Here is a 21,876-nt window from a genome sequence, read left to right on the forward strand (position 1 = left end):
AGAATTAGGCCTTAAGGGTAAGGATTACGGTGGTTTGATACAAGACAAATAGGGGAAAACACGGGTCCAGGCCGGGGGACATTGGTCGTACGGGACTGATCTGCGGGGAAAGGCGACGGCAACCCGGGTGTTCGTTGCCGTCGCGCTCTCAGGGTTTGCTATGCGGTTGCGGCGTCCAGTGCCTGGGTGATGTCCGCAATAATGTCATCGACGTGCTCGATGCCGATGGACAGCCGGACCAGGTCCTCACTCACGCCAGCGGCTTTCAGTTCCTCCGGATTCAGCTGCCGGTGGGTGGTGGTCGCCGGATGACAGGCCAGGGACTTGGCGTCACCGATATTCACCAGGCGGTAGATGAGCTGCAGGGCATCGATAAAGCGGGCGCCTGCTTCCAGCCCGCCGGTGATTCCGAAGCTCAGGATGCCAGAGGCCTTGCCGCCGCAGATCTTGTCACAGGTGGCCTTGTAGGGGCTGTTGGCCAGTGCGGCGTAGTTTACCCATGCTACCGATGGGTGGTTTTGCAGAAAGTTTGCGACCTTCTCGGCATTCTCGCAATGGCGTTCCATCCGCAAGGCAAGCGTCTCAAGGCCCTGCATAATCAGGAACGCATTGAACGGCGCCAGAGCTGCGCCGGTATTTCGAAGGGGTACCACCCGGCAGCGGCCGATAAACGCAGCGGCGCCCAAGGCCTCGGTATAGACAACGCCATGATAGGACGGGTCGGGCTCGTTCAGCATCGGAAACCTGGTTGCATTGGCTTTCCAGTCAAACGTGCCGGAGTCCACCACAACCCCCGCCACCGTAGTACCATGCCCGCCAATGTACTTGGTGAGCGAGTGAACCACGATGTCGGCCCCGTGCTCGAATGGCCGGCAGAGAAAAGGGGTGGCAACCGTATTGTCCACGATCAGCGGAATGCCGTGCTTGTGGGCGATTTCAGCCCAGCGCTGGATGTCCACGACGTTGCCGGCGGGGTTGCCGATAGACTCGCAGAACAGGGCTCGGGTGTGGTCATCAATCGCCTTCTCCACCGCCTCGAAATCGTCATGGCGCACCATGCGGCAGGCAATGCCCTGATTCGGCAGCGAGTGGGCAAACAGATTGTAGGTGCCACCGTAGAGCTGGCTGGTGCTGACAATGTTGTTGCCTACCTTGCAGATGGTCTGCAGGGCATAGGTGATAGCGGCCATGCCAGATGCGACCGCCAGTGCGCCCACGCCGCCTTCCAGTTGCGCCATGCGTTCTTCCAGCACCGCGTTGGTGGGGTTCATGATGCGGGTATAAATATTACCCTGGACTTTCAGGTCAAACAGATCCGCCCCGTGCTGGGTGTCGTCGAAGGTGTAAGAGGTGGTCTGATAGATGGGCACTGCGGCCGCGTGGGTCGTCGGATCGCCATTAAAGCCTGCGTGCAGGGCGAGAGTCTCCGGTTTCATGGTGTGGCTTCCCTTTCAGTTATTGTTGGGGGTGAACGAGTGAGCGAGTATGGCACAGAGGTGCCGAAAATCGCAGAAGGGCAGGGCAACGCCTGGCTGAAGCGGATTTCAGCCATAAAAAAACCCGACTCTTTCGAGCCGGGTTTTTCGAATACTGGTAGCAAGGGGCGGAGTTGAACCGCCGACCCCAGCATTATGAGTGCTGTGCTCTAACCAACTGAGCTACCTTGCCAACACCGTCTGGAGCCACATCGGCTCTGAACGAGGCGCGTATTCTCTGGATTTTGCCGGAAAGTGTCAACCCCTTTTGTATTGAAATGGCTAGCGATGACGGCAAACCCGGAGCTGGAGTGGGAGTTGCCGGTTAAGTTGGACCGTATTGAATGGGTCCTGGTCCTGGTTGGCGAGGTTGAAGCCGGCACCGGTGAGCGAGATTTCTGACGATCAGCAGGTTTGGTCGACAGCCACCGGCACCAGGCTCAACAGGCGGCCATCCTGTTCGTGGTGCCAGGCGGTGAGCTGTTGGCCTGCGCGCCAGTCCCGGGAAAGATCCGTCAGCAGGCGCACGGTTGCGTAGCCGCCTTCGGTCCACTCAAGCAGTTCTGCGTCCTCGAAATAGAAGCGCTTCCGGGTCAGCGGGTAGAGCGCCTTGAACAGGCTTTCCTTGACCGAGAAGGCAAGGGTTATCAGCTCACCTGGTCGCGCAGAAAGTTCCGACCGGAAGCGTTGGCGTTCCGGTTTCGTGAGGATTTTCTGCGCCAGCTTTGTGGCCCGACTGTCTGACAGCAGGGCTTCCGCATCCAGACCCAGGCTCAGATAATGGTGGCGGTGGGCAACAATGGCAGCGGCCCAGCCATGACTGTGAGTGACTGAGCCGGCCGTACCTGTCGGCCAGCTGGGTGCTCGGTCAGCCCCCAGTGCAGGTACTGCGGCGTGTCCGGTAATGTATTTTACCGCTGCTCGGGCGCAAATCCGGCCAGCGAGGTATTCCGTTTTGCGTTTGTCAGCCGCATCTGTGAGCTCGGGCGGCAGGAGTATCTGACAATCAGGGAAGGCATCGGCCGTAAATGCCCGGGGGTCATAACGTGTGCTAACCAGCCGTGTACCCGCGAGTTCTTGCGCCCAGGGCCAGTGGTCGTCCAGTGGGCTACAGCAGAGCGGCAGACGGGTCATAACCAGAAGTCAGGGCACGCGGGAATGTCCGGGAGGCCATTCCCGCGTGCCGTCTGCAGGGGTTGTTTAAACGTTAAAGCGGAAGTGAACAACATCGCCGTCCTGGACGATGTATTCCTTGCCTTCCAGCCGCCATTTGCCCGCATCTTTGGCTCCTGCCTCACCGTTGTATTTAACAAAGTCATCATAGGCAACGACTTCGGCCCGGATAAAGCCACGTTCGAAGTCAGTATGGATGACGCCAGCGGCCTGAGGCGCGGTAGCGCCAACCTTGACGGTCCAGGCACGGACTTCCTTGACCCCTGCCGTGAAGTAGGTTTGCAGGTCGAGCAGGCTGTAGCCGCCACGGATGACACGGTCAAGTCCTGGCTCATCCATACCCATCTCTTCCAGGAAGACCAGTTTCTCGTCATCTTCCAGTTCGGCAATTTCTGCTTCCAGCTTGTTGCAGATCGGCACCACTACAGCATTTTCAGCCTCGGCAATGGCCCGGACGGTGTCCAGGTAGGGGTTGTTCTCGAAGCCGCTCTCGTCAACATTGGCGATGTACATGGTGGGTTTGCTGGTCAGCAGGCACAGTTCCCGGATCAGGCCACGCTGATCACTGCTCAGGTCCATACTGCGAACGGGTTTGCCTTCATTCAACACGGGCAGCAAGGTCTGGAAAATCTCCAGTTGGGCTTTGGCGTGTTTGTCGCCGCTTTTGGCAACGCGTTCAACCCGCCGGATGGCCTTTTCGACGGTATCCATGTCTGCCAGGGCCAGCTCGGTATTGATCACCTCAATGTCCGCCGCCGGGTCGATTTTGTTAGACACGTGAATTACGTTGCTGTCATCGAAGCACCGCACCACATGGGCGATGGCATCGGTTTGACGGATGTTGGCGAGAAACTGGTTGCCCAGGCCTTCACCTTTGGAAGCGCCGGCGACGAGGCCTGCGATGTCCACAAACTCCATGGTTGTTGGCACCACCCGCTGGGGTTTGACGATCTCGGCGAGTTTCGTCAGACGGGGGTCTGGCATGCCAACCACTCCGGCATTGGGTTCGATGGTGCAGAAGGGGAAATTCTCGGCGCCAATGCCCGCTTTGGTCAGAGCGTTGAACAGGGTGGATTTGCCGACATTGGGAAGGCCGACGATGCCGCAATTAAATCCCATGGAGTGCCTCTAAGTAGTACTGGAAATGTGGCCGGATTATACCGGTGTCTGATAAACGGTGCGAGCAACCGGCGGACTAACGTACCGGTCAGGGTGCTGGTTTGAAGCTGTGAAGGCGGTTCATGGCCACTGGCAGTTTGCCGCTTGCGGCGTCAGGCAGCACGCGTATTGCTTCTTCAATGACCAGCTCAAGCTCAGAGCTTTCTTGCTTGCCAAGCCTGCCAAGCACATAGTTGGTCACCTGGCGACTGTCGCCGGGATGTCCAATGCCGAGCCTCAGACGAAGGAATTCGTTGCTGCTCAGATGGGTAATGATGTCCCTGAGGCCGTTATGGCCACCGTGGCCGCCGCCTTTCTTGAGTTTGGCGGTACCGGGGAACAGGTCGAGATCATCGTGGGCAACCAGTATCTGGTCAGGTTGAATCTTGAAAAAATCCGCCAGGGATTTCACGGCTATGCCGCTGCGATTCATGAAGGTGGAGGGGTTCAGTAAGTGCAGATCCAGGCCGTGGAGATGGGCCCTGGTGTAGTTTCCGTGATATTTCCGGTCTGGACGAAGGCTCTGACCCGCTGCGCGGGCCAGAGCTTCAACAAACAGGGCTCCGGCGTTATGGCGCGTATTTTCATAGTCGGGGCCGGGGTTTCCCAGCCCAACCACCATGACAATTTGCTGCGCCATGAACCATTACCCCCGGAGTTGTTACTCCTTGTCTTTGCCTTTCTCTTTCGGCTTAACTTCTTCTTCGCCTTCTTCTTCTTCGGCGTCTTCAGCTTCGTCCGCTTTGGTGCCGCGTGGCAGGTGGACCGAAACAACCGGCAGGTCGTGGTCTTCACCCTGGATCAGGGCAGCAACACGAACACCTTTTGGCAACTGCAGATCGCTCAGGTGGATAACCTGATCCATCTCGATGTCCTGCATGTCCACTTCAATATACTCTGGCAGGTTCTGCGGCAAACAGATGACTTCCACTTCGTTCATCTGGTGCGTTGGTACGCCACCATGAAGCTTGACAGTCGGTGCTGTTGCTTCGTTGATGAAGTGCAGCGGAACGTTGACGTGAATCTCGTGGTCCTTGTCAACGCGCAGGAAGTCGGCGTGGGTCAACAGCGGCTTGTACGGATGACGCTGCAGATCCTTGAGGATAACGCTTTCTTTCTTGCCGTCGAGCTCAACTGTCAAGATGTGAGAGTAGAAAGCTTCGTTCTCGAGAGCCTTTTTCAGCTCGTTGTGCCAAATGGAAATCGATACGGCGTCTTTCTGGCCACCGTAAACGATTGCCGGGATTTTACGCTCTTCGCGACGCAGGCGGCGGCTCGCACCTCTCCCCTTAACGTCACGCGAGAAAGCTTCAATGATAAATTCCTGGGCCATGATACATACCTCAATAAGCACCTCCAGGACTCGCGACCAAGTACACTGCAGATGTTTTTCTGATGTTCCCGGAAATAAAAATTATACTTTCCGGGGAGTTAAGCAAACCGGGAGCCTTGAGCGGCTCCCGGTTTGAATGTGTTCGGAAGGTGGTGCTTACTCAAACAGAGCGCTGATGGATTCTTCGTTGCTGACGCGACGAATAGATTCAGCCAGCAGGCCTGCCATTCCGAGGGGGCGGATTCTATCACATTCCCGAGCTTTGTCACCCAGTGGAATGGTATCGCAGACAACCAGCTCATCCAGTTCGGAGGCGTTAATGTTGTCAACCGCAGGCCCCGAAAGTACCGGGTGGGTAATATAAGCGACAACCCGGGAGGCGCCATGCTCTTTCAGAGCCTTGGCGGCCTTGCACAAGGTGCCGGCGGTATCAACGATGTCGTCCACCAGAATGCAGGTTTTATCTCGGACGTCCCCGATAATATGCATGACCTGGGATACGTTGGCTTTCGGGCGTCGCTTGTCGATAATGGCGAGGTCGGCATCGTCCAGACGTTTGGCGACCGCACGTGCGCGGACTACGCCACCTACGTCCGGGGATACCACGATAAAGTTTTCAAAGCGTTGTTTTTCAATATCTTCCAGCAGCACAGGTGTGGCGTAGATGTTGTCTACCGGAATATCAAAGAAGCCCTGAATCTGGTCGGCGTGCAGATCGACGGTCAATACCCTGTCGATGCCGATGCTGGTAATCATGTCGGCTACCACTTTGGCGCTGATGGAAACGCGGGTAGAGCGAACGCGGCGATCCTGGCGGGCATAGCCATAATAAGGGATTACCGCAGTAATACGGGTGGCGGAAGCGCGGCGAAGGGCATCTGCCATAACGATCAGTTCCATCAGGTTATCGTTGGTCGGATAACAGGTGGGCTGGATGATGAACACATCGTGGCCGCGAACATTCTCGTTGATTTCAACTGTGGTTTCGCCATCGCTGAACTTGCCAACAGTGGCTTCGCCCATGGGGATGTGCAGTTTTTGGGCAATGCTTCTAGCCAGTTCCGGATGGGCATTGCCCGCGAAAATCATCAGCTTGGACACGATGGAATCCTTCTCGGTATCAGAAGTCATATTAAGGAATTCAGGAGGGAATTGGCTGGGGTGGCAGGATTCGAACCTGCGCATGACGGGATCAAAACCCGTTGCCTTACCACTTGGCGACACCCCAATAACTTGCTTGTGCTTGGCATCATCTCAGCTCCGTCAGCTTTCGGTGCAGTGGTGATTGGTTCACCCCTTTAGCTACGAACCCGGTAATGCCGGAAGGTTTGCTTGCCCAGACTTTTTGGGCTTTGGATTCTGTTGGGAAACGTCCAAATATGCAAGCCCCGGTTCCGGTTAATCTTGCAGGTCCGAATTTTGACAGCCATTCCAGGCTCTTCTCAACCTCTGGATACAGTCTGCAAACTACATCCTCGCAGTCATTCCGGTACCTCGAGGCGTCTCCCTCAAAAGCGGGCGCTATTGTGATTCTAGGGGTGTCCCTTGTCAACCCTTGCTGGGAAAAAATCAGTCCTGTGTTGATGTTGCATGGGGGTTTCAACACCACAAACCAGTCTTCCGGTGGCTGGGCCGCTGTCAGCTTTTCCCCGATACCCTCTCCAAAAGCCGCAGACCCCCGGACAAATACCGGTACATCGGCACCCAGTGCAAGCCCCAGTTCGGCCAGTTCATCAAGGGAGTAGTTCAAGGCCCAGAAGTGATTCAGCCCGAGCAGGGCAGTGGCGGCATCGGAACTGCCACCACCGAGGCCGCCTCCCATCGGCAACCGCTTGATCAGGGTCATGCTGACGCCGGGTAGCGGGCGGTTTGCTCTGGCTTTCAGCAACCGGGCAGCACGGATGATCAGGTTGTCTGCCGCAGGCACATCGGGTAGGGCCGGCTCAAGTACGATTTGGCCGTCTTGCCTCGGTGAAAAGGTCAGCTCATCACCAAAGTCCAGAAACTGAAACAGCGTTTGCAGTTCATGGTAGCCGTCTTCACGGCGCCCGTTAATGTGAAGGAACAGGTTCAGTTTGGCGGGCGCAGGCAAAGTGAACGTCATGGCTGCTCAGGTGTATTTTGCCAGTCGGTGACAACCACGCGAACCCGCTTGTCCTCTTTCAATGCCGTGATTCTGGCGGGCAGCGACGGTTGCTCGTCGATAAAAGATTGCCAGCGTTCAAAACGGATTTCCCAACCCTGTTGGCGGATCACCGCGAGTTCACCGGCCTTGTTGAACAGCAGCCGAAAGTCGCTGGCCGGATCCGGCAGGCCCTTGATCCACCACATCAGGCTGCCAATAGGCAACTGCCAGCCGGTGGCTGCTTCAACCAGGGCCTCGGGATCATTGGAACGATAGGTCTCTCCGTCGGGCAGGGTCAGTTCAAGGAAGCCGGGGACCCCGTCAAGCTCTGTTCTGCCCAGGCCGAGGAACGCTGACGACAGCGAGAGCTGGTAGCGCTCGTTATTCTGTACCCAGCGGTTGATGTTGGCCGTACCGCTGTCTGAAGGCTGCCGTACCGCGAGCTTGCCCTGTAGCTGCCAGTGCTGGAAAGCGTTGAGTGTGCTCTGGCGCTGGCTCCAGCTGGCTGGGGGTTGCTCCGTCAGGCCTTCGGGCAGGGGTTCCGTAGGCGTCGTTGCGCAAGCGCTCAGCCAAAGTGATATGCAAACGATAGCAGTTGCTCTGAAACCCATTACTGGCTCTGCTCCACGCCGAGGCGTTCAAGAGTTTCCAGAATCAGCTCATCGGTCGGGTCTTGCTCCAGGCCTTCACGCCAGATCATCCGGGCCTGGTCCTGCTGGCCGTTTTGCCACAGGGCCTCACCCAGATGAGCAGCAACTTCCGGGTCCGGAAAGGCTTCGTAGGCTGCCTGCAAATAATTGAGGGCCTTTGCGGTTTCGCCCTGTCTGAATAGAACCCAGCCCATGCTGTCGAGAATTGCCGGGTTTTCAGGATCAAGGCTAAGTGCCCGCTCGATCAATACTTGCGCCTCGTCATATCGCCCGGAGCGCGTTGTCAGGATATAACCCAGTGCATTCAGGGCAACCGCGTTGTCCGGTTCCTGCTCGAGAATGGCGCGCAGGTCCTGTTCCGCCCCATCAAATTGCCCTTTGCTGTCATGCAGCATGGCGCGGGCATAGCGAATGCGCACGCTCTCCGGGTAAGCGGCAAGCGCTTCATTGGCAACCTCCATGGCCTGATCATTGTTCTCCAGGTCAAGCAAAAGGTTGATTTCCAGCAGCCAGAGATTCTCGGCGTTCTCGGGATTCGTTCCTCGCAGGTTTCTGAGGTTGGCAAGTGCTTTGTCCGCCTCACCGGATTGCGCTCTCAGGGCACTGGCGCGCGCCAGTGCGGCCAGATAATGGTTGCTGTCCCTGACGCGGTCGTAGTAGCCGATCGCGCTCTCAATGTCGCCCTCTTCATCAGCAATTCGGCCAAGGTAATAATGCGCTTCGTTGCTATGGTGGCCCTGTTCTATCAGACCTGTCAGTTCTTTCCTGGCAAGCTCGGTTTCGCCATTCTCAAGCGCTACGAGAGCGTGGGAAAGCCGAAGGCCCGGCACATTGGGAAACTGGTCAATCAACCGTTTGAACTCATCCTGAGCGGCCTGAAGTTGCCCCTCGCCGATCAACATACGCCCGAACAGCATGCCCATCTGGCGGTTCTCAGGGTAGCGGCGGGTGTTATAGAGCAAGTGATCCAGAGCTTGCTGCTTTTGGTCGGTCTGATAGAGCAAGTCACCCTTGAGGACCAGCGCAGGTTGAAACTCCGGCTCGCTTTCGAGTAATTGCTGCAATTGTGTGAGGGCGGATTCGTTGTCACCGATGACTTTCAGCAGCAAGGCTATGCTGTAACGAATTTCGTGATTATCCGGGTGGCGCTCTGCCAGATCCTCGTAAAGCCGCAGGAGTTCAAGCTGACTGGCAGGCGGAAGGCCGGTTGCCATGGCGGCGAGATTGTCAAAGTCCGCGTCGCCCCCAAGGTCCATGATCTGCTCCATGTGATACAGCGCTTTCTCGAGATCATTGCGCTTTACGCTCTGGATCGCTGCAACCCTGTGGGCCTGAATGTTGTCGGGGTCGGTTTCCAGCCATAACTCCGCCAGCTGGCGTTGCGCATTATCCGCGTTCAGAGATTGGGAGATGCGCATGGCGCGTTCGATAACTGCCCGATCCTGGGACTGCTTGGCCGCTTCAACATAGTTCATCAGGGTGATGTCATACCGGCCCCGCTGGGCAGCAATTTCTGCTGACATAAGCAGGTAGAGAATATCCGGTTCGAAATCCGCGTATTTGATCTTTGCTTCTTCGCTTGCGGTGTTGGCAGTGGGCGCGCCTGTTTCTGGCTCTGGTGGCGATGCACTTTCACCATTCATCAGGTTAGCGCAGCCGGAAAGCCCGATCAGGCAGGTGGCTAGCAGAAAGGCCGATTTTTGCATGTGACTTCCCGTCTCTGTTTACGATATGCATGAGTCGGAATGACCTCATTTGCCGGCTTCTATGATGGCATAAGCATTTGAGGTTGCCCAATCTGTCGATCACCGGAATTCTGGCCACTCATGGTCGCCCGCCAGCTCGCTTCATCGGCATTTACCGAAGCATTTTGGGTTTAGGTGGCACCCAGGCGGGCAGACCGTTAAAATGGCTCCCATTAATCTCCTATACTGGCAGTGTTTTCAGAGTCACTTTGGCCCTGGTACTTTCGATAAAACTGGCAAAAGGTAGCCTCAATCATCCTATGGCATTGCTAACGCTGGGAATCAATCACCGAACTGCTCCTCTGGAGCTGCGCGAGCGCGTTGCCTTTACGCCCGAGCGAATGGCGGAAGCGTTTGCCGAGTTGCGGGCGACAACCGGTGCCAGTGAGGCGGCCATCCTGTCGACCTGCAATCGGACCGAGCTGTACCTGGCCGGGGATGACGACTGTGCCCAAGCGGTGCTGCGGTGGCTTTCAGGCTTTCACGGCCTTGAAATCGCAGAGCTTGAGAACGCATTTTATATTCACCGGGATTCCGAAGCCGTGCGCCATATGATGCGGGTGGCGTCAGGCCTGGATTCGATGGTGCTGGGCGAGCCCCAGATACTGGGCCAGCTCAAGGACTCTTATGCCCTGGCTCGTGAGCACGGTGCCAGTGGTGTGTTTTTGTCGCGGTTGTTCGAGCAGAGTTTTACCGTTGCCAAGCGGGTTCGAACAGAAACTGCTATCGGGGAAAATCCGGTTTCGGTCGCCTATGCCGCCGTAAGCATGGCCAGCCATATTTTTGCCGACATGTCTCATAACACGGCGCTGCTGATTGGCGCTGGCCAGACCATCGAGCTGGTGGCGCGACACTTGGCTGAGGCGGGGGTCAGGAAATTCCTGGTCGCCAACCGCACCCTGGAGCGTGCCCAAACCCTGGCGGAGGCCCGGGGTGGGCGAGGCATTACGCTGTCAGAAATTCCTGGCGTGCTCGCGAATGTCGATATTATTATCTCATCCACAGCCAGTCCGCTGCCCATTCTTGGCAAGGGCGCGGTCGAGCGGGCTCTGCGCAAACGCAAACACCGGCCCTATTTTATGGTCGATATTGCCGTTCCCCGGGACATAGAACCTGAAGTAGGTTCTCTGGCGGATGTCTATCTGTACACCGTGGACGATCTGCACAGCGTGATTGAAGAAAATGTCCGTTCCCGTGAGGGCGCCGCGCGGGAAGCGGAAAATCTCATCACGGCGGGGACCCAGAGCTTCCTGTCGCAACTGCGGGCGCTGGATGCGGTTGCAACCCTCAAGCAATTCCGCCAACGTGCGGAGATCCTGCGGGATATCGAAATCGAGAAAGCCCTGCGCTCCCTGCGCAACGGCAGTGATCCCGAGACCGTTCTGCGCGGCCTGGGGCGCGGCATTACCAACAAACTGCTACACGAGCCCTCGGTGCAGGTCCGCAAGGCAACCGCCGAAGGCCGGGTGGAAGTGACCAGCTGGCTGCGCGAGTTGCACCAGCTTGAAGTCCAGGAAGATGACGTTTCCCCCACCCCGGAAAAATTATGAAAGCATCGATACAAAACAGACTCGAACGGTTGAATGACCGCTTCGATGAGGTCAGTGGTCTTTTGAGTGACCAGGGGGTTATTGGCGATCAGAATCGTTTTCGCGACCTGTCCCGCGAATTTGCGGAAATAGAACCTGTAGTGAACTGCTTCAGGGCCTGGCAACAGACCCGTACCGAGGTGGCTGAGGCCCTTGAGCTGGCCCGGGACGCGGATGCGGACATGCGCGCCATGGCCGAAGAAGAAATGGCCAGCGCCGAAGCCAGGAGCGAAGCGCTGGCGGAAGAGCTCCAGCAGCTGATGCTGCCCAAGGACCCCAACGACACCAAGAACGTGTTCCTGGAAATCCGCGCCGGTACCGGCGGTGATGAAGCCGCTATTTTTGCCGGCGATCTGTTCAAAATGTACCTGCGTTACGCTGAGCACAGACGCTGGCAGGTTGAAGTGATCAGCGAGAGCGCGGGCGAGCACGGGGGCTATAAGGAAATCATTAGCCGGGTATCCGGGACCGGTGTTTATGGTGCATTGAAGTTCGAGTCGGGAGCCCACCGGGTGCAGCGGGTGCCGGAAACCGAATCCCAGGGCCGTATTCATACCTCAGCCTGTACCGTCGCGGTAATGCCCGAGCCCGATGAGGCGGAAGCGATCGAGATCAATAAATCGGATTTGCGGGTGGATACCTTCAGGGCCTCCGGTGCTGGCGGCCAGCACGTGAACAAAACCGATTCGGCGATACGCCTGACGCACTTACCTACGGGTATTGTGGTGGAGTGCCAGGATGAGCGTTCCCAGCACAAGAACCGCGCCAGGGCCTTGAGTTTGCTGCAGGCCCGCCTGCAGAACGCAGAAAACGAGCGTAATCAAATGAGCCAGGCCGCAACTCGCAAAAGCCTGGTGGGCAGTGGTGACCGCTCCGAACGCATCCGCACCTATAACTTCCCCCAGGGTCGGGTGACGGACCATCGTATCAATCTGACACTGTACCGGCTCGACGAAGTCATCGGTGGTGACCTCAGCTCGGTGATTGAACCGCTGCGGCAGGAGCATCAGGCCGAGTTGCTGGCCAGTCTGGCGGATGAGTAAGTCGTTGCTGAGTTCCGAAACGTTGCTTCAGCAGGCGGCGAGCGAGATTGACAGTGACACCCCGAGGCTGGATGCAGAGCTGCTGCTGACCCACGTTACAACCTGGTCCCGTACCTCGCTGCGGGCCTGGCCGGAGCGCCTGTTGACCGATGATCAGCAACAAAAGTTTACCTGCTTGCTGGCTCGCCGCGTGGCCGGGGAGCCCATTGCTCACATTGTGGAGCAGCAAGCCTTCTGGTCGCTTTCGCTCAAGGTCAGCAGCGCCACTCTGATTCCCCGGCCAGATACCGAATGCCTGGTGGAAACCGCTCTTGAGCTGACACTGCCGCCCGGTGCCCGGGTGCTTGATCTGGGCACCGGCACCGGTGCCATTGCGTTGGCCCTGTGCTCGGAAAGACCCGGCTGGCAGGTAACGGCAACCGATGTGGTGCCGGAAGCGGTCGCCCTTGCCCGTTTCAATGCCGAGCAATTGGGGCTGTCTGTCGATTTGGTACAGAGCCACTGGTTCACCAGTCTGCCTCAGGACCGGTTTGATTTGATTGTGTCCAATCCGCCTTACATCGTGGCCGACGATCATCATCTGAGCGAAGGCGATGTCAGGTTCGAGCCCCGGTCAGCCCTGACGGCAGGTGCCGACGGCCTGGAGGACCTGCGCCTGATAATCTCCCAGGCCCCGGGATGGCTGGAGCCAGGTGGCTGGTTGTTGGTGGAGCATGGCTATGATCAGGCCGGTGCGGTTCAGCAACTGTTCGCCGCGTCGGGGTTCGAGGCCGTGACCACACGCAAGGATTACGGCCACCAGGATCGCCTGACGCTGGGGCAGAAGCCAGCCAGGAAAGCCCAGAACCACACTCTTTAACCGCTGGAGCCAACCGGATGTTGAATGACGACGAGTTGATGCGTTACAGCCGCCAGATTCTGCTGCCTTCTTTTGATGTTGCCGGGCAGGCCCGCTTGAAATCGGCGCGGGTATTGGTGGTGGGTGCGGGCGGGCTGGGTTGTCCGGTGGCTCTGTATCTGGCCGCGGCCGGGGTAGGGCACTTAACCCTGGCAGATGATGACGTCATTGAGTTGGCCAATCTGCAGCGGCAAATCGCTTTCGAGAATACCCAGTTGGGGGAGCCGAAGGCACAGGCTCTTGCGGAGCGGGTGCAGCGTATCAACCCGCTGGTAACTGTGGAGGCGGTCACCGGGCGCCTTGAGGGCGAGGTATTGCTGCAACACGTGGCAGCCTGCGATCTGGTGCTCGATTGCACCGACAACTTCTCCACCCGTTTTGCCATCAACAAGGCCTGTGTTGCCAGCAAGGTACCGTTGATCTCCGGTGCGGCCATCCGGGCTGAAGGCCAGTTGGTCGTTTTTGATTCCCGCCAGGCGGATAGCCCCTGTTATCACTGTCTTTATCCGGATCAGGGCGACGAGGAGCTTAACTGCTCCGAAGCCGGAGTGATCGGGCCGCTGGTAGGCATCATCGGTGCCTGTCAGGCGATGGAAGCCATCAAAGTCCTGGCGAACGTTGGTGTGCCGTTGACCGGGCGTCTGCTGATTCTTGACGCCTGGCGCATGGAGTGGCGGGAAATGAAGCTGGCGCGAGACCCTGAGTGTCCAGTGTGCTCTGGGTAACCATGGGTTGGCAGGGTAGGGGCAGGTTTGCCCAAAACACGCCGTAAATACATCCGTGTAGGCTCCGCTCCGCCATCCCTGGCTCCGCAGGGTTTTGGGCAAACCTGCCCCCGCCCTGCTGCAGATTCCCCAGTTAATTCTTTAACATTTGAAACTTGGCTATTGCTTCCTTCCTGCTTTGCTTCAGGTCTACTATCGGCCTGGGATACCCTTTCGGAATAACGTTGCCTTTCGCTCCCGGTTCGTGAATGCCCTTGCTGTCCAGCTTTGCCAGTTCCGGAACCCATTGGCGGATAAACTCCCCTTTGGCGTCGAAACGCTCACTCTGGGTAACCGGGTTGAACACCCGGAAGTAGGGCGCTGAATCGGTTCCGGTCGAGGCACTCCACTGCCAGCCGCCGTTGTTCGAGGCCAGAAAGCCGTCCACCAGTCGGGACATGAAGTAGGCCTCGCCCAGCCGCCAGTCCACAAAGAGATTCTTGGTCAGGAACATGGCGGTGATCATCCGCAGGCGGTTGTGCATCCAGCCGGTCTGATTCAGTTGTCGCATGGCCGCATCCACAATGGGTACCCCTGTCCGGCCGTCTTTCCAGGCCTCGAAATTATCGCCTGGAGCGTTCCAGTTCAGAGCTTCGGTCTCCGGCTTGAACGCCCGGTGCATACTGACTCTGGGGTAGTGATACAGAATGTTGATATAGAAATCCCGCCAGGCAATCTCGGTCACCCAGGTGAATAAACCCTCGTTCTCGCCCTCGGACGCCAGCGCCTGATGACCTGCCAGCCAGCATTGGCGGCCGGAAAGCACGCCATTGGCCAGATACGGGGAGAGCAGGCTGGTGCCGTCAACGGCAGGAAAATCCCGTTCTTTCTTATAGCTTTTGGCCCGATGTTCTATAAAATCGACCAACTGCTTGTGCGCTGCATCTTCCCCCACGGGCACCAGAGGATCGGGCGCGTCCTGATAGCCTGCCAGGTCGGTGGAGAGATAGGTCGGGGCCACCGGGTCGCTCACTTTATCCGGCGCGGGAAACGGGCTGGGCATGGTGTCTTCGGCCCACTGGCGCCAGCGGCGGGAAAACGGGGTAAAAACGGAATAGGGTTCTTCCTGTTGGGTAAGGATGGTGCCAACGGGGGCAACCGTCTGGTCGCGGTATTTATTGACCTTGATGTCGGCGCTGGTAAAACGCTGATGGACCGCCTTGTCACGACGACGTTCGTTGACGCCGTATTCTTCGTTGAAGTGAAGATGCCGGATGCCCTCGGCCCGGCAATGGGACATCAGCGTGTCTACGCTGTCCCCGAATTTGCGGGCTTCAAGAACATCGAGGGTAATACCGAGCCGCGACAAGGCGTCGGACAGCGCATTGACGTGGTCAACCACAAAGCGAATTCGGGCCGGCGACCAGTCATGTTCCTGCCATTGCTCCGGAGTCACCAGAAAACAGGCCCGCACAGCGCCACCCTGCTTACAGGCGGCGGTTAAAGCGGGGTTGTCGGAGACGCGCAAATCATTCCGGAACCAGACCAGTTGTGTCATTCGTATCCCCGTTTGGCAAATCAATAAAAATCACAGACTTGTGTATTCGCTGGGGCTTGGCAATTGGATTATAGTGAAGGCCGATGGGTAACTTGCCCAGTGTTAACCGCTGAAATAAAGGAAAGCGTCATGCCAACTCAGACGGCTGAGATCCATGCCGAGAATATTGCCTCCTCGACCAATCTGGTACCACTGGGCTGGCGTGAGTGGGTGGCCCTGCCGGAACTGGATATTCTGCGCATCAAGGCTAAGGTAGATACGGGCGCTCGCACCTCGTGCCTGCATACGTTCCGCATGGAGCCCTACACGGATGAGGCAGGCAACCCGCGAGTGAAATTCTGGGTGCACCCAATCCAGCATGACTTACACCAGGTGGTTGAGTGCGATGCCGCCGTGATCGATGAGCGCATGGTGTCGGATTCCGGCGGCCACCGAGAGCAACGCCTGGTGATACAGACAACTTTGCTGGTGGGTGAGTCCCACTGGCCGATTGAAATGACATTAACCAATCGGGACTCCATGCGTTTTCGCATGCTGATTGGCAGAACCGCGATGGCAGGTAATAGCGTCGTACTGCCTGAATCATCCTATCTAGCCGGGGAACCGGTGTTAAGGACAATTAAATGAAGATTGCCGTCCTGTCCCGTAATAAATCACTTTATTCCACACGACGCCTGGTTGAAGAAGGGCTGAACCGTGGTCATGAAATGCGGGTCATTGATTGTTTGCATTGTTACATGAACATCACCTCCGCCAAGCCGCAGATCCATTATCGCGGTGAAACCCTGGATGATTATGACGTCGTTATCCCGCGTATTGGCGCCTCGGTGACCTTCTACGGAACGGCGGTATTGCGCCAGTTCGAGATGATGGGCGTGTTCCCGGTTAACGAATCCGTGGCCATCACCCGGGCCCGGGACAAGTTGCGCTCCTTGCAGCTTCTGGCCCGCAAAGGGTTGGGTATGCCCGTCACCGGGTTCGCCAACAAGCCGGATAACGTGCCGGATCTGATCAAGATGGTGGGCAGTACACCGGTGGTCATCAAGCTGCTGCAAGGCACTCAGGGCATTGGTGTGGTGCTGGCGGAAACCCGCAAGGCCGCAGAAAGCGTGGTTGAAGCTTTCATGGGATTGAAAGCGGACATCCTGGTACAGGAATACATCAAGGAAGCGGGCGGGGCCGATATCCGCTGCTTCGTGATCGGGGACAAGGTCATTGCCGCGATGAAGCGCCAGGCCGCCGACGGCGAGTTCCGTTCCAACCTGCACCGCGGTGGCACGGCTTCGCTGGTACGCATCACACCGGAGGAGCGGCGCACCGCCATTGCCTCTGCCAAGGCCATGGGTCTGAATGTGGCCGGTGTAGACCTGCTGCGCTCAAGCCGCGGCCCACTGGTGATGGAGGTGAATTCATCACCGGGCCTGGAAGGCATCGAAAATGCCACCGGCAAGAATGTAGCCGGCATGGTGATCGACTGGACCGAGAAGAACCAGGCGCCCTGGAAGACCCGTACCAAAGGGAGAGGCTAAGTTGGCGAGAGCACCTTTCACGATTGCCGGTGTCGAAATCAAGGCCGGCACTCGGCAGACAGTAGAAGTTCCGGTCGCCAAGCTGTATACCCACACCCCGCTGCACATCCCTGTAGAGGTGGTGCATGGTCGTCGTGACGGGCCAGTGATGCTGGTCTGTGCGGCGATCCACGGTGACGAAATCAACGGCGTCGAGATTATCCGTCGGGTGCTGCGAAACGCCTCCTTGCGGCATCTTCGGGGTACCCTGGTGGCGGTGCCTATCGTCAACATTTTCGGGTTCGTCCAGCGTACCCGGTATCTGCCGGACCGCCGTGATCTGAATCGCTGTTTCCCGGGCACTGAAAGCGGCTCTCTGGGTGGGCGTATTGCCTATCTGTTCCGCACCCTGATCATGGAAAACGTAACGCACATTATCGACCTGCACACCGGCGCCATCCACCGCTTCAACCTGCCGCAAATCCGGGCCGAGCTGAAAAACCCGGAAACCGCACGAATCGCCGAGGCTTTCGGTGCCCCGGTTATCCTGAATGCCAGTCTGCGGGAAGGCACACTGCGGGAATACGCGGATTCCCTGGATATTCCCGTCATCACCTTTGAGGGTGGCGAGGCCCTGCGCTTTGATGACGTGGTGATTACGAGCGGCGTGCGGGGTGTAATCCGGGTGATGCGGGCGCTGGAGATGTTGCCTGTCAAAGCCGTGCGGAGTAAACCGAGGAAGCGTTCGGAGGTTGCCGTAACCTCCACTTGGGTGCGGGCGGACATTGACGGCATCATGCGCCCGATCGTGCGACTGGGTCAGCGGGTACGAAAAGGCCAGAAGCTGGCGGTAGTCGCTGATCCGTTCGGTGAAACGGAGACCGCCATTATCACGCCGGTATCGGGCATCGTCGTGGGTATGAACAATCTGCCGCTGGTGAACGAAGGCGAGGCGATCTATAACATTGCCCGCTTCGATGAACTGGACGAAGCAGAAAAGGCCATGGATTACTTCCGGTCCCGATTCGACCCGGAAGTAACCGAAGCCGTCATGCCGATGCACCCATGGGACGATCAGCAGAAATAGAGCACATCAGCCACAGGAGCCAGCACCATGATCTGGGATCAGGCCATTATCGAACTGGCACCCTATCCGCGGGGGTTTCACCTCATCACGGATATCGTGGCTGCCCAGGGGCCGTCCCTCAGAAACTGCGAGGTCGGCCTGCTTCACCTGTTCCTCCAGCACACCTCCGCCTCCCTGGCCATCAGCGAAAACGCCGACCCGGATGTGCGGGGTGATATGGAGCGACATTTCAGCGTCATGGTGCCCCAGAACGCATCGCACTATGAACACACCACCGAGGGCCCGGATGACATGCCCGCCCATATAAAGAGCGTGCTCATCGGCCCCTCCGTCACCATTCCCATCAGCAATGGCCATATGGCTCTCGGTACCTGGCAGGGCATTTATCTCTGTGAGCACCGCGACAGGGCCGACGGGCGCCGCATGGTGGCGACGTTGCAGGGGCGTTGGTGATTTGTGCGGGTAGCTGGAAGTCCATCCCTTATTGATGAAAAGTGATCTTTTGATTGTGCCCCCATTGCTCGCTTTCTCCGGTTTTGCTCTGGTCAGCGAACAGGCAATACGGGCTCCGGTTTCAGAAACGGTGCCGGATCAACCGGGCCGCCTGAGTAAATCCCGAAGTGGAGATGGGGTGGCGTGGTGCTGGCGTTACCGGTGTTGCCCACGTATCCGAGTATCTCGCCTTGTTTAACCCTGGCGCCGGATTCGATCACGAATGAATCCAGGTGGGCGTAGTAGTAGCGGGCACCCCCGAGCCCCAGCATGCCGCCCGATAGCCACACGTGGTTGCCGCCAATGCCACCTGTGCCGGTTCGGACATGGCCATTAATGACTGCTCTGACCGGGGTTCCCCTTTTTGCAAAGATATCCACACCGTGATGCTCGCGTGCGCCGCCATCGCGAAGGGCGCCGAAGCTGCTGCCTATATCGCGTTGCGATGCTGCTTCGACCGGAAATGGCAATGAGCCGCCATTGGCGATGGCCAGCGAGTACTCCACCCTGGCAAACAACTCCGGTTGGAGGACGATGCGGTAGTCGCCAGAGAGGGACGCAACCCGGCTCCTGGTTGCGCCGTCGGCGTTCAGTTCCGTGACGGTTGACCAGCCTTCGCCATCGCTTTCGTGCCGCTCCAGACTGGCGTAAAGCCGGCTATCTGAGGTATCCAGACGATAGAGTTGCCATGTCAGCTTTTGTCCCCGCTCAAGCGCCATATGATAGACATGCGCCTCAACCTGATCATCTGCAAAGGCTTCAGAGGTGTGGTACTGATCGCCAACTCGCAAAGGCTGGTTATTCGCCCGCTCAACTGCCCCGGCCCATTGCTGACCCAGTGGGCTGTCCGCCAGCCCTGCCAGGCGCAAACGCCAGACAAAGACATCCCTCGGTGACCAGCCCAACCTATCGAAGGCGAGGTACCGGGCTGCCTTTTCGCTGCTTTCAGCCGCGTTCTGTCGCAGGTCATCCCGAACAGTGAGAAGAACGACCAGCAGAGCTAGCAGGCTGAAGAGTAGCCAAGGCCGAATGACGCGCTTGCCTGGCTTCATCTGGGGCCGGTCAGCGTTGTTGGTGTCTGTGCGAGCAATGCCAGACATCGACGTTTGCTCGTTATCGGATGTTTTGAATGGGTCACTCATACCAACACTCACCGCATTGTCATCGTGGGTCGTTAGTCATGGCGAAGTCTACAATGGAATCGACGGGTTGGAGCAGTATGTACAGCAGGCTTTTGCTCGTGCAGGAGCAGCGGTGAAATATTTACCGATCCGTTCTATCGGGATCCATCGAACAAAAGTACACAAATCTCCTGCCTGATGTGACTTCCATGGTCTGAATTGTGCCTCACACTGTTGCCGGTAAGGCTTTGTTCTCCAAACAGGTGAAGTATGAATCAGCATTTTTTCAGGGCACTGTTTACCAGTCGTTTGTTGTTACCGTTTTTTGTGGTGTTGGTGGTGGCCAGTGCCTTGCAGTTGCTGGTCAGCCAGTGGTTGATCAGCAGTGAGGTCAGTGCATTGACTCAATCGGTTGAGGCTTCTTTGCAGGCCGGGCGTGAGCGGGTCGGCACCGGGTTTTCGGAGGCTAATGGGGATGTTGAACAGCGCCTGGGGGCGATGCGGGAGCAGACTGCCTCGGAGCTGACGGGGCAGCTGCAGGTGCAGCTTGATGAGCGTCAGCAACAGATTTCCGACAATCTGAAGAAGGCGGTGATGTCCGAGGCTCAGGGGCTGGCGGATGCGCTGGCGGCGGTGGCCGCGCCGTTGATCTGGGACCGGGATGTGCCCAAACTTACCGACCTGGTGGAGCTGATCGATGCCCGCCAGGCGGTTCTGTTTGCGGCGTACTTCGACCAGTACGGTGAGCGCCTGACCCGTTATGTCGACCGCACTGATGAGCGCGTCAAGACGCTGATGGATCAGGGTGACGGCCGGGGCGCCATTGGCAAGGTTCTGGACGCCGCCGTTAATGCCGATGATGTGGTGATTATCACCGCGGACATTGCACCTCAGGGGGCGGTTATCGGACAACTCAAGCTCGGGTTATCCACCCGGGCCATCGCAGACGATATGCAGCAACTGGATGAGCAGTTCGGTGCCACGGTGAAGGCGAGCGCCGAGGCGGTCAGCAGCATCCTGTTGCGGGAAACGGGACAAGTCAGCCAGCGTTTGCAGCAGCAGCTGGCTGCCATCGAGGCCATGACGCAGCAGGAAATACAGGCCACCGTCGACACTATTAATTCCAAGGCCGCCGGGTTGTCGGGCAATCTCTCCGTGTTCTCCATTGTGTCGAGCCTTGCGCTGCTGGTGTTGATTGCGCTGGTGCTGGGGGCCGGGGTGCTGGTTAAGGTCAATCGGTTGAATGGGGCGATCTGGGGTATTGCGGATGGCGAGGCGGATCTTCGCCAGCGGGTCGATTTGAAGGGCAACAACGAGCTGACCCATATGGCCGGTGGCATCAACCAGTTTATCAGCCGCATCCAGACCATGGTCAGCCAGGTCAATGTGGCCGCCAATACGGCAGCAGGGCAGGCCGGTGAGCAAGGCAAGGCAAGCCGTGAGGCGGTGACGGTGGTGAATAATCAGCAGCAGGAAATCGACCGGGTGTCCTCAACGGTGAGCGATATGTCCGGCAGTATTCAGGAGGTCGCCGAGAACATTCAGCAAGTGGCGGACTCGGTCCGGGGTATAAACTCGGAGAGCGAGGCCACGGCCGATATTTCCCGTCAGGCACGGGCTGAGCTGGACCGAATGGTTGCCGATGTGGCCGAGGCCGTTGAGGTGGTGACCGAGCTCAATAATCAGAGCAAGGAAATTGGCTCGGTGCTGTCGGTGATCGGTGCCATTGCCGATCAGACTAACCTGCTGGCCCTGAACGCTGCCATTGAGGCGGCCCGGGCAGGGGAGAGTGGGCGTGGTTTTGCGGTGGTGGCGGACGAAGTGCGAACGCTGGCCAGTAAAACCCAGCACTCCACCACGGAAATACAGGCCATCATTGATCGTTTGCAGAGCGGCAGCCAGAAAGCGGCCAGCTCTATCAACAAGGCTTCCGAGCGCGTGGCAGCCTCCGCCGGCCAGTTCCGTTCTGCCGATGAGCACTTTGAAAAAATCAATAATCTGCTGACGCAGCTCCAGGACCGGGCGCTGGTGATCTCGGCCGCCGCCGAGGAGCAATGCACCCAGGCCCGGGAAATCACTGGCAACGTTCATGAGATGGCGTTATCAGCCGAAGCCACGGTGGTGGCCATCCGCCGCTCCGACGGCGCTAGCCAGGCGATTGAAACCGTTATCCGGGAGCTTCAGCACGCGGCGAAACAGTTCAGGGTTTAGGGCTTG

General features: G+C 58.0%; 21 protein-coding genes and 2 tRNA genes. 10 read left to right on the forward strand and 13 right to left on the reverse strand.

Features of this window, described 5'->3' with window-relative positions; all coding sequences use genetic code 11:
• Positions 1 to 158 precede the first annotated feature (158 nt).
• Both F6Y09_RS06415 and F6Y09_RS06420 read right to left on the reverse strand, forming a co-directional pair.
• Positions 159 to 1,436 (reverse strand): O-acetylhomoserine aminocarboxypropyltransferase/cysteine synthase family protein, encoded by a 1,278-nt coding sequence (locus F6Y09_RS06415; protein ID WP_152206111.1) that lies wholly within the window; start codon positions 1,434 to 1,436, stop codon positions 159 to 161.
• 155 nt (positions 1,437 to 1,591) lie between these two features.
• Positions 1,592 to 1,668 (reverse strand) — tRNA-Met (locus tag F6Y09_RS06420).
• 62 nt (positions 1,669 to 1,730) lie between these two features.
• Here F6Y09_RS06420 and F6Y09_RS20095 point away from each other — a divergent pair.
• Positions 1,731 to 1,877 (forward strand): hypothetical protein, encoded by a 147-nt coding sequence (locus tag F6Y09_RS20095; protein WP_179959359.1) that lies wholly within the window; start codon positions 1,731 to 1,733, stop codon positions 1,875 to 1,877.
• Positions 1,878 to 1,880: 3 nt separating this feature from the next.
• On the opposite strand, the gene F6Y09_RS06425 is transcribed toward F6Y09_RS20095, so the two are convergent.
• The 9 genes from F6Y09_RS06425 to F6Y09_RS06465 all read right to left on the reverse strand — a co-directional run bounded on the left by F6Y09_RS06425 (position 1,881) and on the right by F6Y09_RS06465 (position 9,620).
• A complete protein-coding gene (locus F6Y09_RS06425; RefSeq protein ID WP_152206112.1) occupies positions 1,881 to 2,609 on the reverse strand; it encodes a 4'-phosphopantetheinyl transferase family protein in 729 nt (242 codons plus the stop codon).
• 66 nt (positions 2,610 to 2,675) lie between these two features.
• Positions 2,676 to 3,767, reverse strand: coding sequence for a redox-regulated ATPase YchF (gene ychF, locus F6Y09_RS06430; RefSeq protein WP_152206113.1), 1,092 nt, complete (start codon positions 3,765 to 3,767; stop codon positions 2,676 to 2,678).
• Positions 3,768 to 3,855: 88 nt separating this feature from the next.
• Positions 3,856 to 4,446, reverse strand: a complete 591-nt coding sequence (pth, locus tag F6Y09_RS06435) for an aminoacyl-tRNA hydrolase (RefSeq protein WP_152206114.1) — start codon at positions 4,444 to 4,446, stop codon at positions 3,856 to 3,858.
• 21 nt (positions 4,447 to 4,467) lie between these two features.
• The gene (locus tag F6Y09_RS06440) at positions 4,468 to 5,139 is read right to left on the reverse strand and encodes a 50S ribosomal protein L25/general stress protein Ctc (protein WP_152206115.1); all 672 of its coding nucleotides are present in this window, start codon (positions 5,137 to 5,139) and stop codon (positions 4,468 to 4,470) included.
• A gap of 156 nt (positions 5,140 to 5,295) precedes the next feature.
• Entirely contained in the window at positions 5,296 to 6,240 is a 945-nt protein-coding gene (locus F6Y09_RS06445; RefSeq protein ID WP_152206516.1) for a ribose-phosphate diphosphokinase, read from the reverse strand.
• A 52-nt stretch (positions 6,241 to 6,292) separates the two neighbouring features.
• Positions 6,293 to 6,367: transfer RNA gene (locus tag F6Y09_RS06450), tRNA-Gln, on the reverse strand.
• A 21-nt stretch (positions 6,368 to 6,388) separates the two neighbouring features.
• Positions 6,389 to 7,243 (reverse strand): 4-(cytidine 5'-diphospho)-2-C-methyl-D-erythritol kinase, encoded by an 855-nt coding sequence (gene ispE, locus F6Y09_RS06455; protein ID WP_152206116.1) that lies wholly within the window; start codon positions 7,241 to 7,243, stop codon positions 6,389 to 6,391.
• Entirely contained in the window at positions 7,240 to 7,875 is a 636-nt protein-coding gene (gene lolB, locus F6Y09_RS06460) for a lipoprotein insertase outer membrane protein LolB (protein WP_152206117.1), read from the reverse strand. Before lolB ends, ispE begins: the two co-directional genes overlap by 4 nt.
• Positions 7,875 to 9,620, reverse strand: coding sequence for a tetratricopeptide repeat protein (locus tag F6Y09_RS06465; RefSeq protein WP_152206118.1), 1,746 nt, complete (start codon positions 9,618 to 9,620; stop codon positions 7,875 to 7,877). The genes lolB and F6Y09_RS06465 overlap by 1 nt, the downstream gene beginning before the upstream one ends.
• A gap of 299 nt (positions 9,621 to 9,919) precedes the next feature.
• On the opposite strand from F6Y09_RS06465, the gene hemA reads away from it, so the two are divergent.
• Genes hemA through F6Y09_RS06485 form a run of 4 tightly spaced genes read left to right on the forward strand, consistent with a single transcriptional unit; the run spans position 9,920 to position 13,914 of the window.
• The gene (gene hemA / locus F6Y09_RS06470; protein WP_152206517.1) at positions 9,920 to 11,209 is read left to right on the forward strand and encodes a glutamyl-tRNA reductase; all 1,290 of its coding nucleotides are present in this window, start codon (positions 9,920 to 9,922) and stop codon (positions 11,207 to 11,209) included.
• Complete coding sequence (prfA, locus tag F6Y09_RS06475; protein WP_152206119.1) at positions 11,206 to 12,291, forward strand: peptide chain release factor 1; 1,086 nt, start codon at positions 11,206 to 11,208, stop codon at positions 12,289 to 12,291. Before hemA ends, prfA begins: the two co-directional genes overlap by 4 nt.
• Complete coding sequence (gene prmC / locus F6Y09_RS06480; protein WP_152206120.1) at positions 12,284 to 13,150, forward strand: peptide chain release factor N(5)-glutamine methyltransferase; 867 nt, start codon at positions 12,284 to 12,286, stop codon at positions 13,148 to 13,150. The genes prfA and prmC overlap by 8 nt, the downstream gene beginning before the upstream one ends.
• Before the next feature lie 17 nt (positions 13,151 to 13,167).
• The gene (locus F6Y09_RS06485; protein WP_152206121.1) at positions 13,168 to 13,914 is read left to right on the forward strand and encodes a HesA/MoeB/ThiF family protein; all 747 of its coding nucleotides are present in this window, start codon (positions 13,168 to 13,170) and stop codon (positions 13,912 to 13,914) included.
• A 133-nt stretch (positions 13,915 to 14,047) separates the two neighbouring features.
• Here F6Y09_RS06485 and phrB read toward each other — a convergent pair whose 3' ends face one another.
• Positions 14,048 to 15,451 carry a deoxyribodipyrimidine photo-lyase gene (gene phrB, locus F6Y09_RS06490; protein ID WP_152206122.1) on the reverse strand — a complete coding sequence of 468 codons (1,404 nt, stop codon included), beginning with the start codon at positions 15,449 to 15,451 and terminating at the stop codon, positions 14,048 to 14,050.
• A gap of 129 nt (positions 15,452 to 15,580) precedes the next feature.
• Here phrB and F6Y09_RS06495 point away from each other — a divergent pair, with 129 nt between their 5' ends.
• The 4 genes from F6Y09_RS06495 to F6Y09_RS06510 are packed head-to-tail and all read left to right on the forward strand — an operon-like array spanning position 15,581 to position 18,499.
• Positions 15,581 to 16,078: an ATP-dependent zinc protease family protein gene (locus tag F6Y09_RS06495; protein ID WP_152206123.1), complete on the forward strand. Its 498-nt coding sequence runs from the start codon at positions 15,581 to 15,583 to the stop codon at positions 16,076 to 16,078.
• Positions 16,075 to 16,980: a 30S ribosomal protein S6--L-glutamate ligase gene (rimK, locus tag F6Y09_RS06500; protein ID WP_152206124.1), complete on the forward strand. Its 906-nt coding sequence runs from the start codon at positions 16,075 to 16,077 to the stop codon at positions 16,978 to 16,980. Before F6Y09_RS06495 ends, rimK begins: the two co-directional genes overlap by 4 nt.
• A gap of 1 nt (position 16,981) precedes the next feature.
• A complete protein-coding gene (locus F6Y09_RS06505) occupies positions 16,982 to 18,046 on the forward strand; it encodes a succinylglutamate desuccinylase/aspartoacylase family protein (RefSeq protein WP_152206125.1) in 1,065 nt (354 codons plus the stop codon).
• A gap of 27 nt (positions 18,047 to 18,073) precedes the next feature.
• The gene (locus F6Y09_RS06510; protein WP_152206126.1) at positions 18,074 to 18,499 is read left to right on the forward strand and encodes a secondary thiamine-phosphate synthase enzyme YjbQ; all 426 of its coding nucleotides are present in this window, start codon (positions 18,074 to 18,076) and stop codon (positions 18,497 to 18,499) included.
• Between the two features lie 92 nt (positions 18,500 to 18,591).
• Here the strand turns inward: F6Y09_RS06510 and F6Y09_RS06515 are convergent, their stop codons facing one another.
• The gene (locus F6Y09_RS06515; protein WP_152206127.1) at positions 18,592 to 19,680 is read right to left on the reverse strand and encodes a M23 family metallopeptidase; all 1,089 of its coding nucleotides are present in this window, start codon (positions 19,678 to 19,680) and stop codon (positions 18,592 to 18,594) included.
• Positions 19,681 to 19,929: 249 nt separating this feature from the next.
• On the opposite strand from F6Y09_RS06515, the gene F6Y09_RS06520 reads away from it, so the two are divergent.
• On the forward strand, positions 19,930 to 21,870 hold the full coding sequence (locus F6Y09_RS06520) for a methyl-accepting chemotaxis protein (protein ID WP_152206128.1): 1,941 nt from the start codon (positions 19,930 to 19,932) through the stop codon (positions 21,868 to 21,870).
• Positions 21,871 to 21,876 lie beyond the last annotated feature (6 nt).

Origin of the sequence: Marinobacter changyiensis, assembly GCF_009193265.1 — a bacterium.
Classification (GTDB): domain Bacteria; phylum Pseudomonadota; class Gammaproteobacteria; order Pseudomonadales; family Oleiphilaceae; genus Marinobacter; species Marinobacter changyiensis.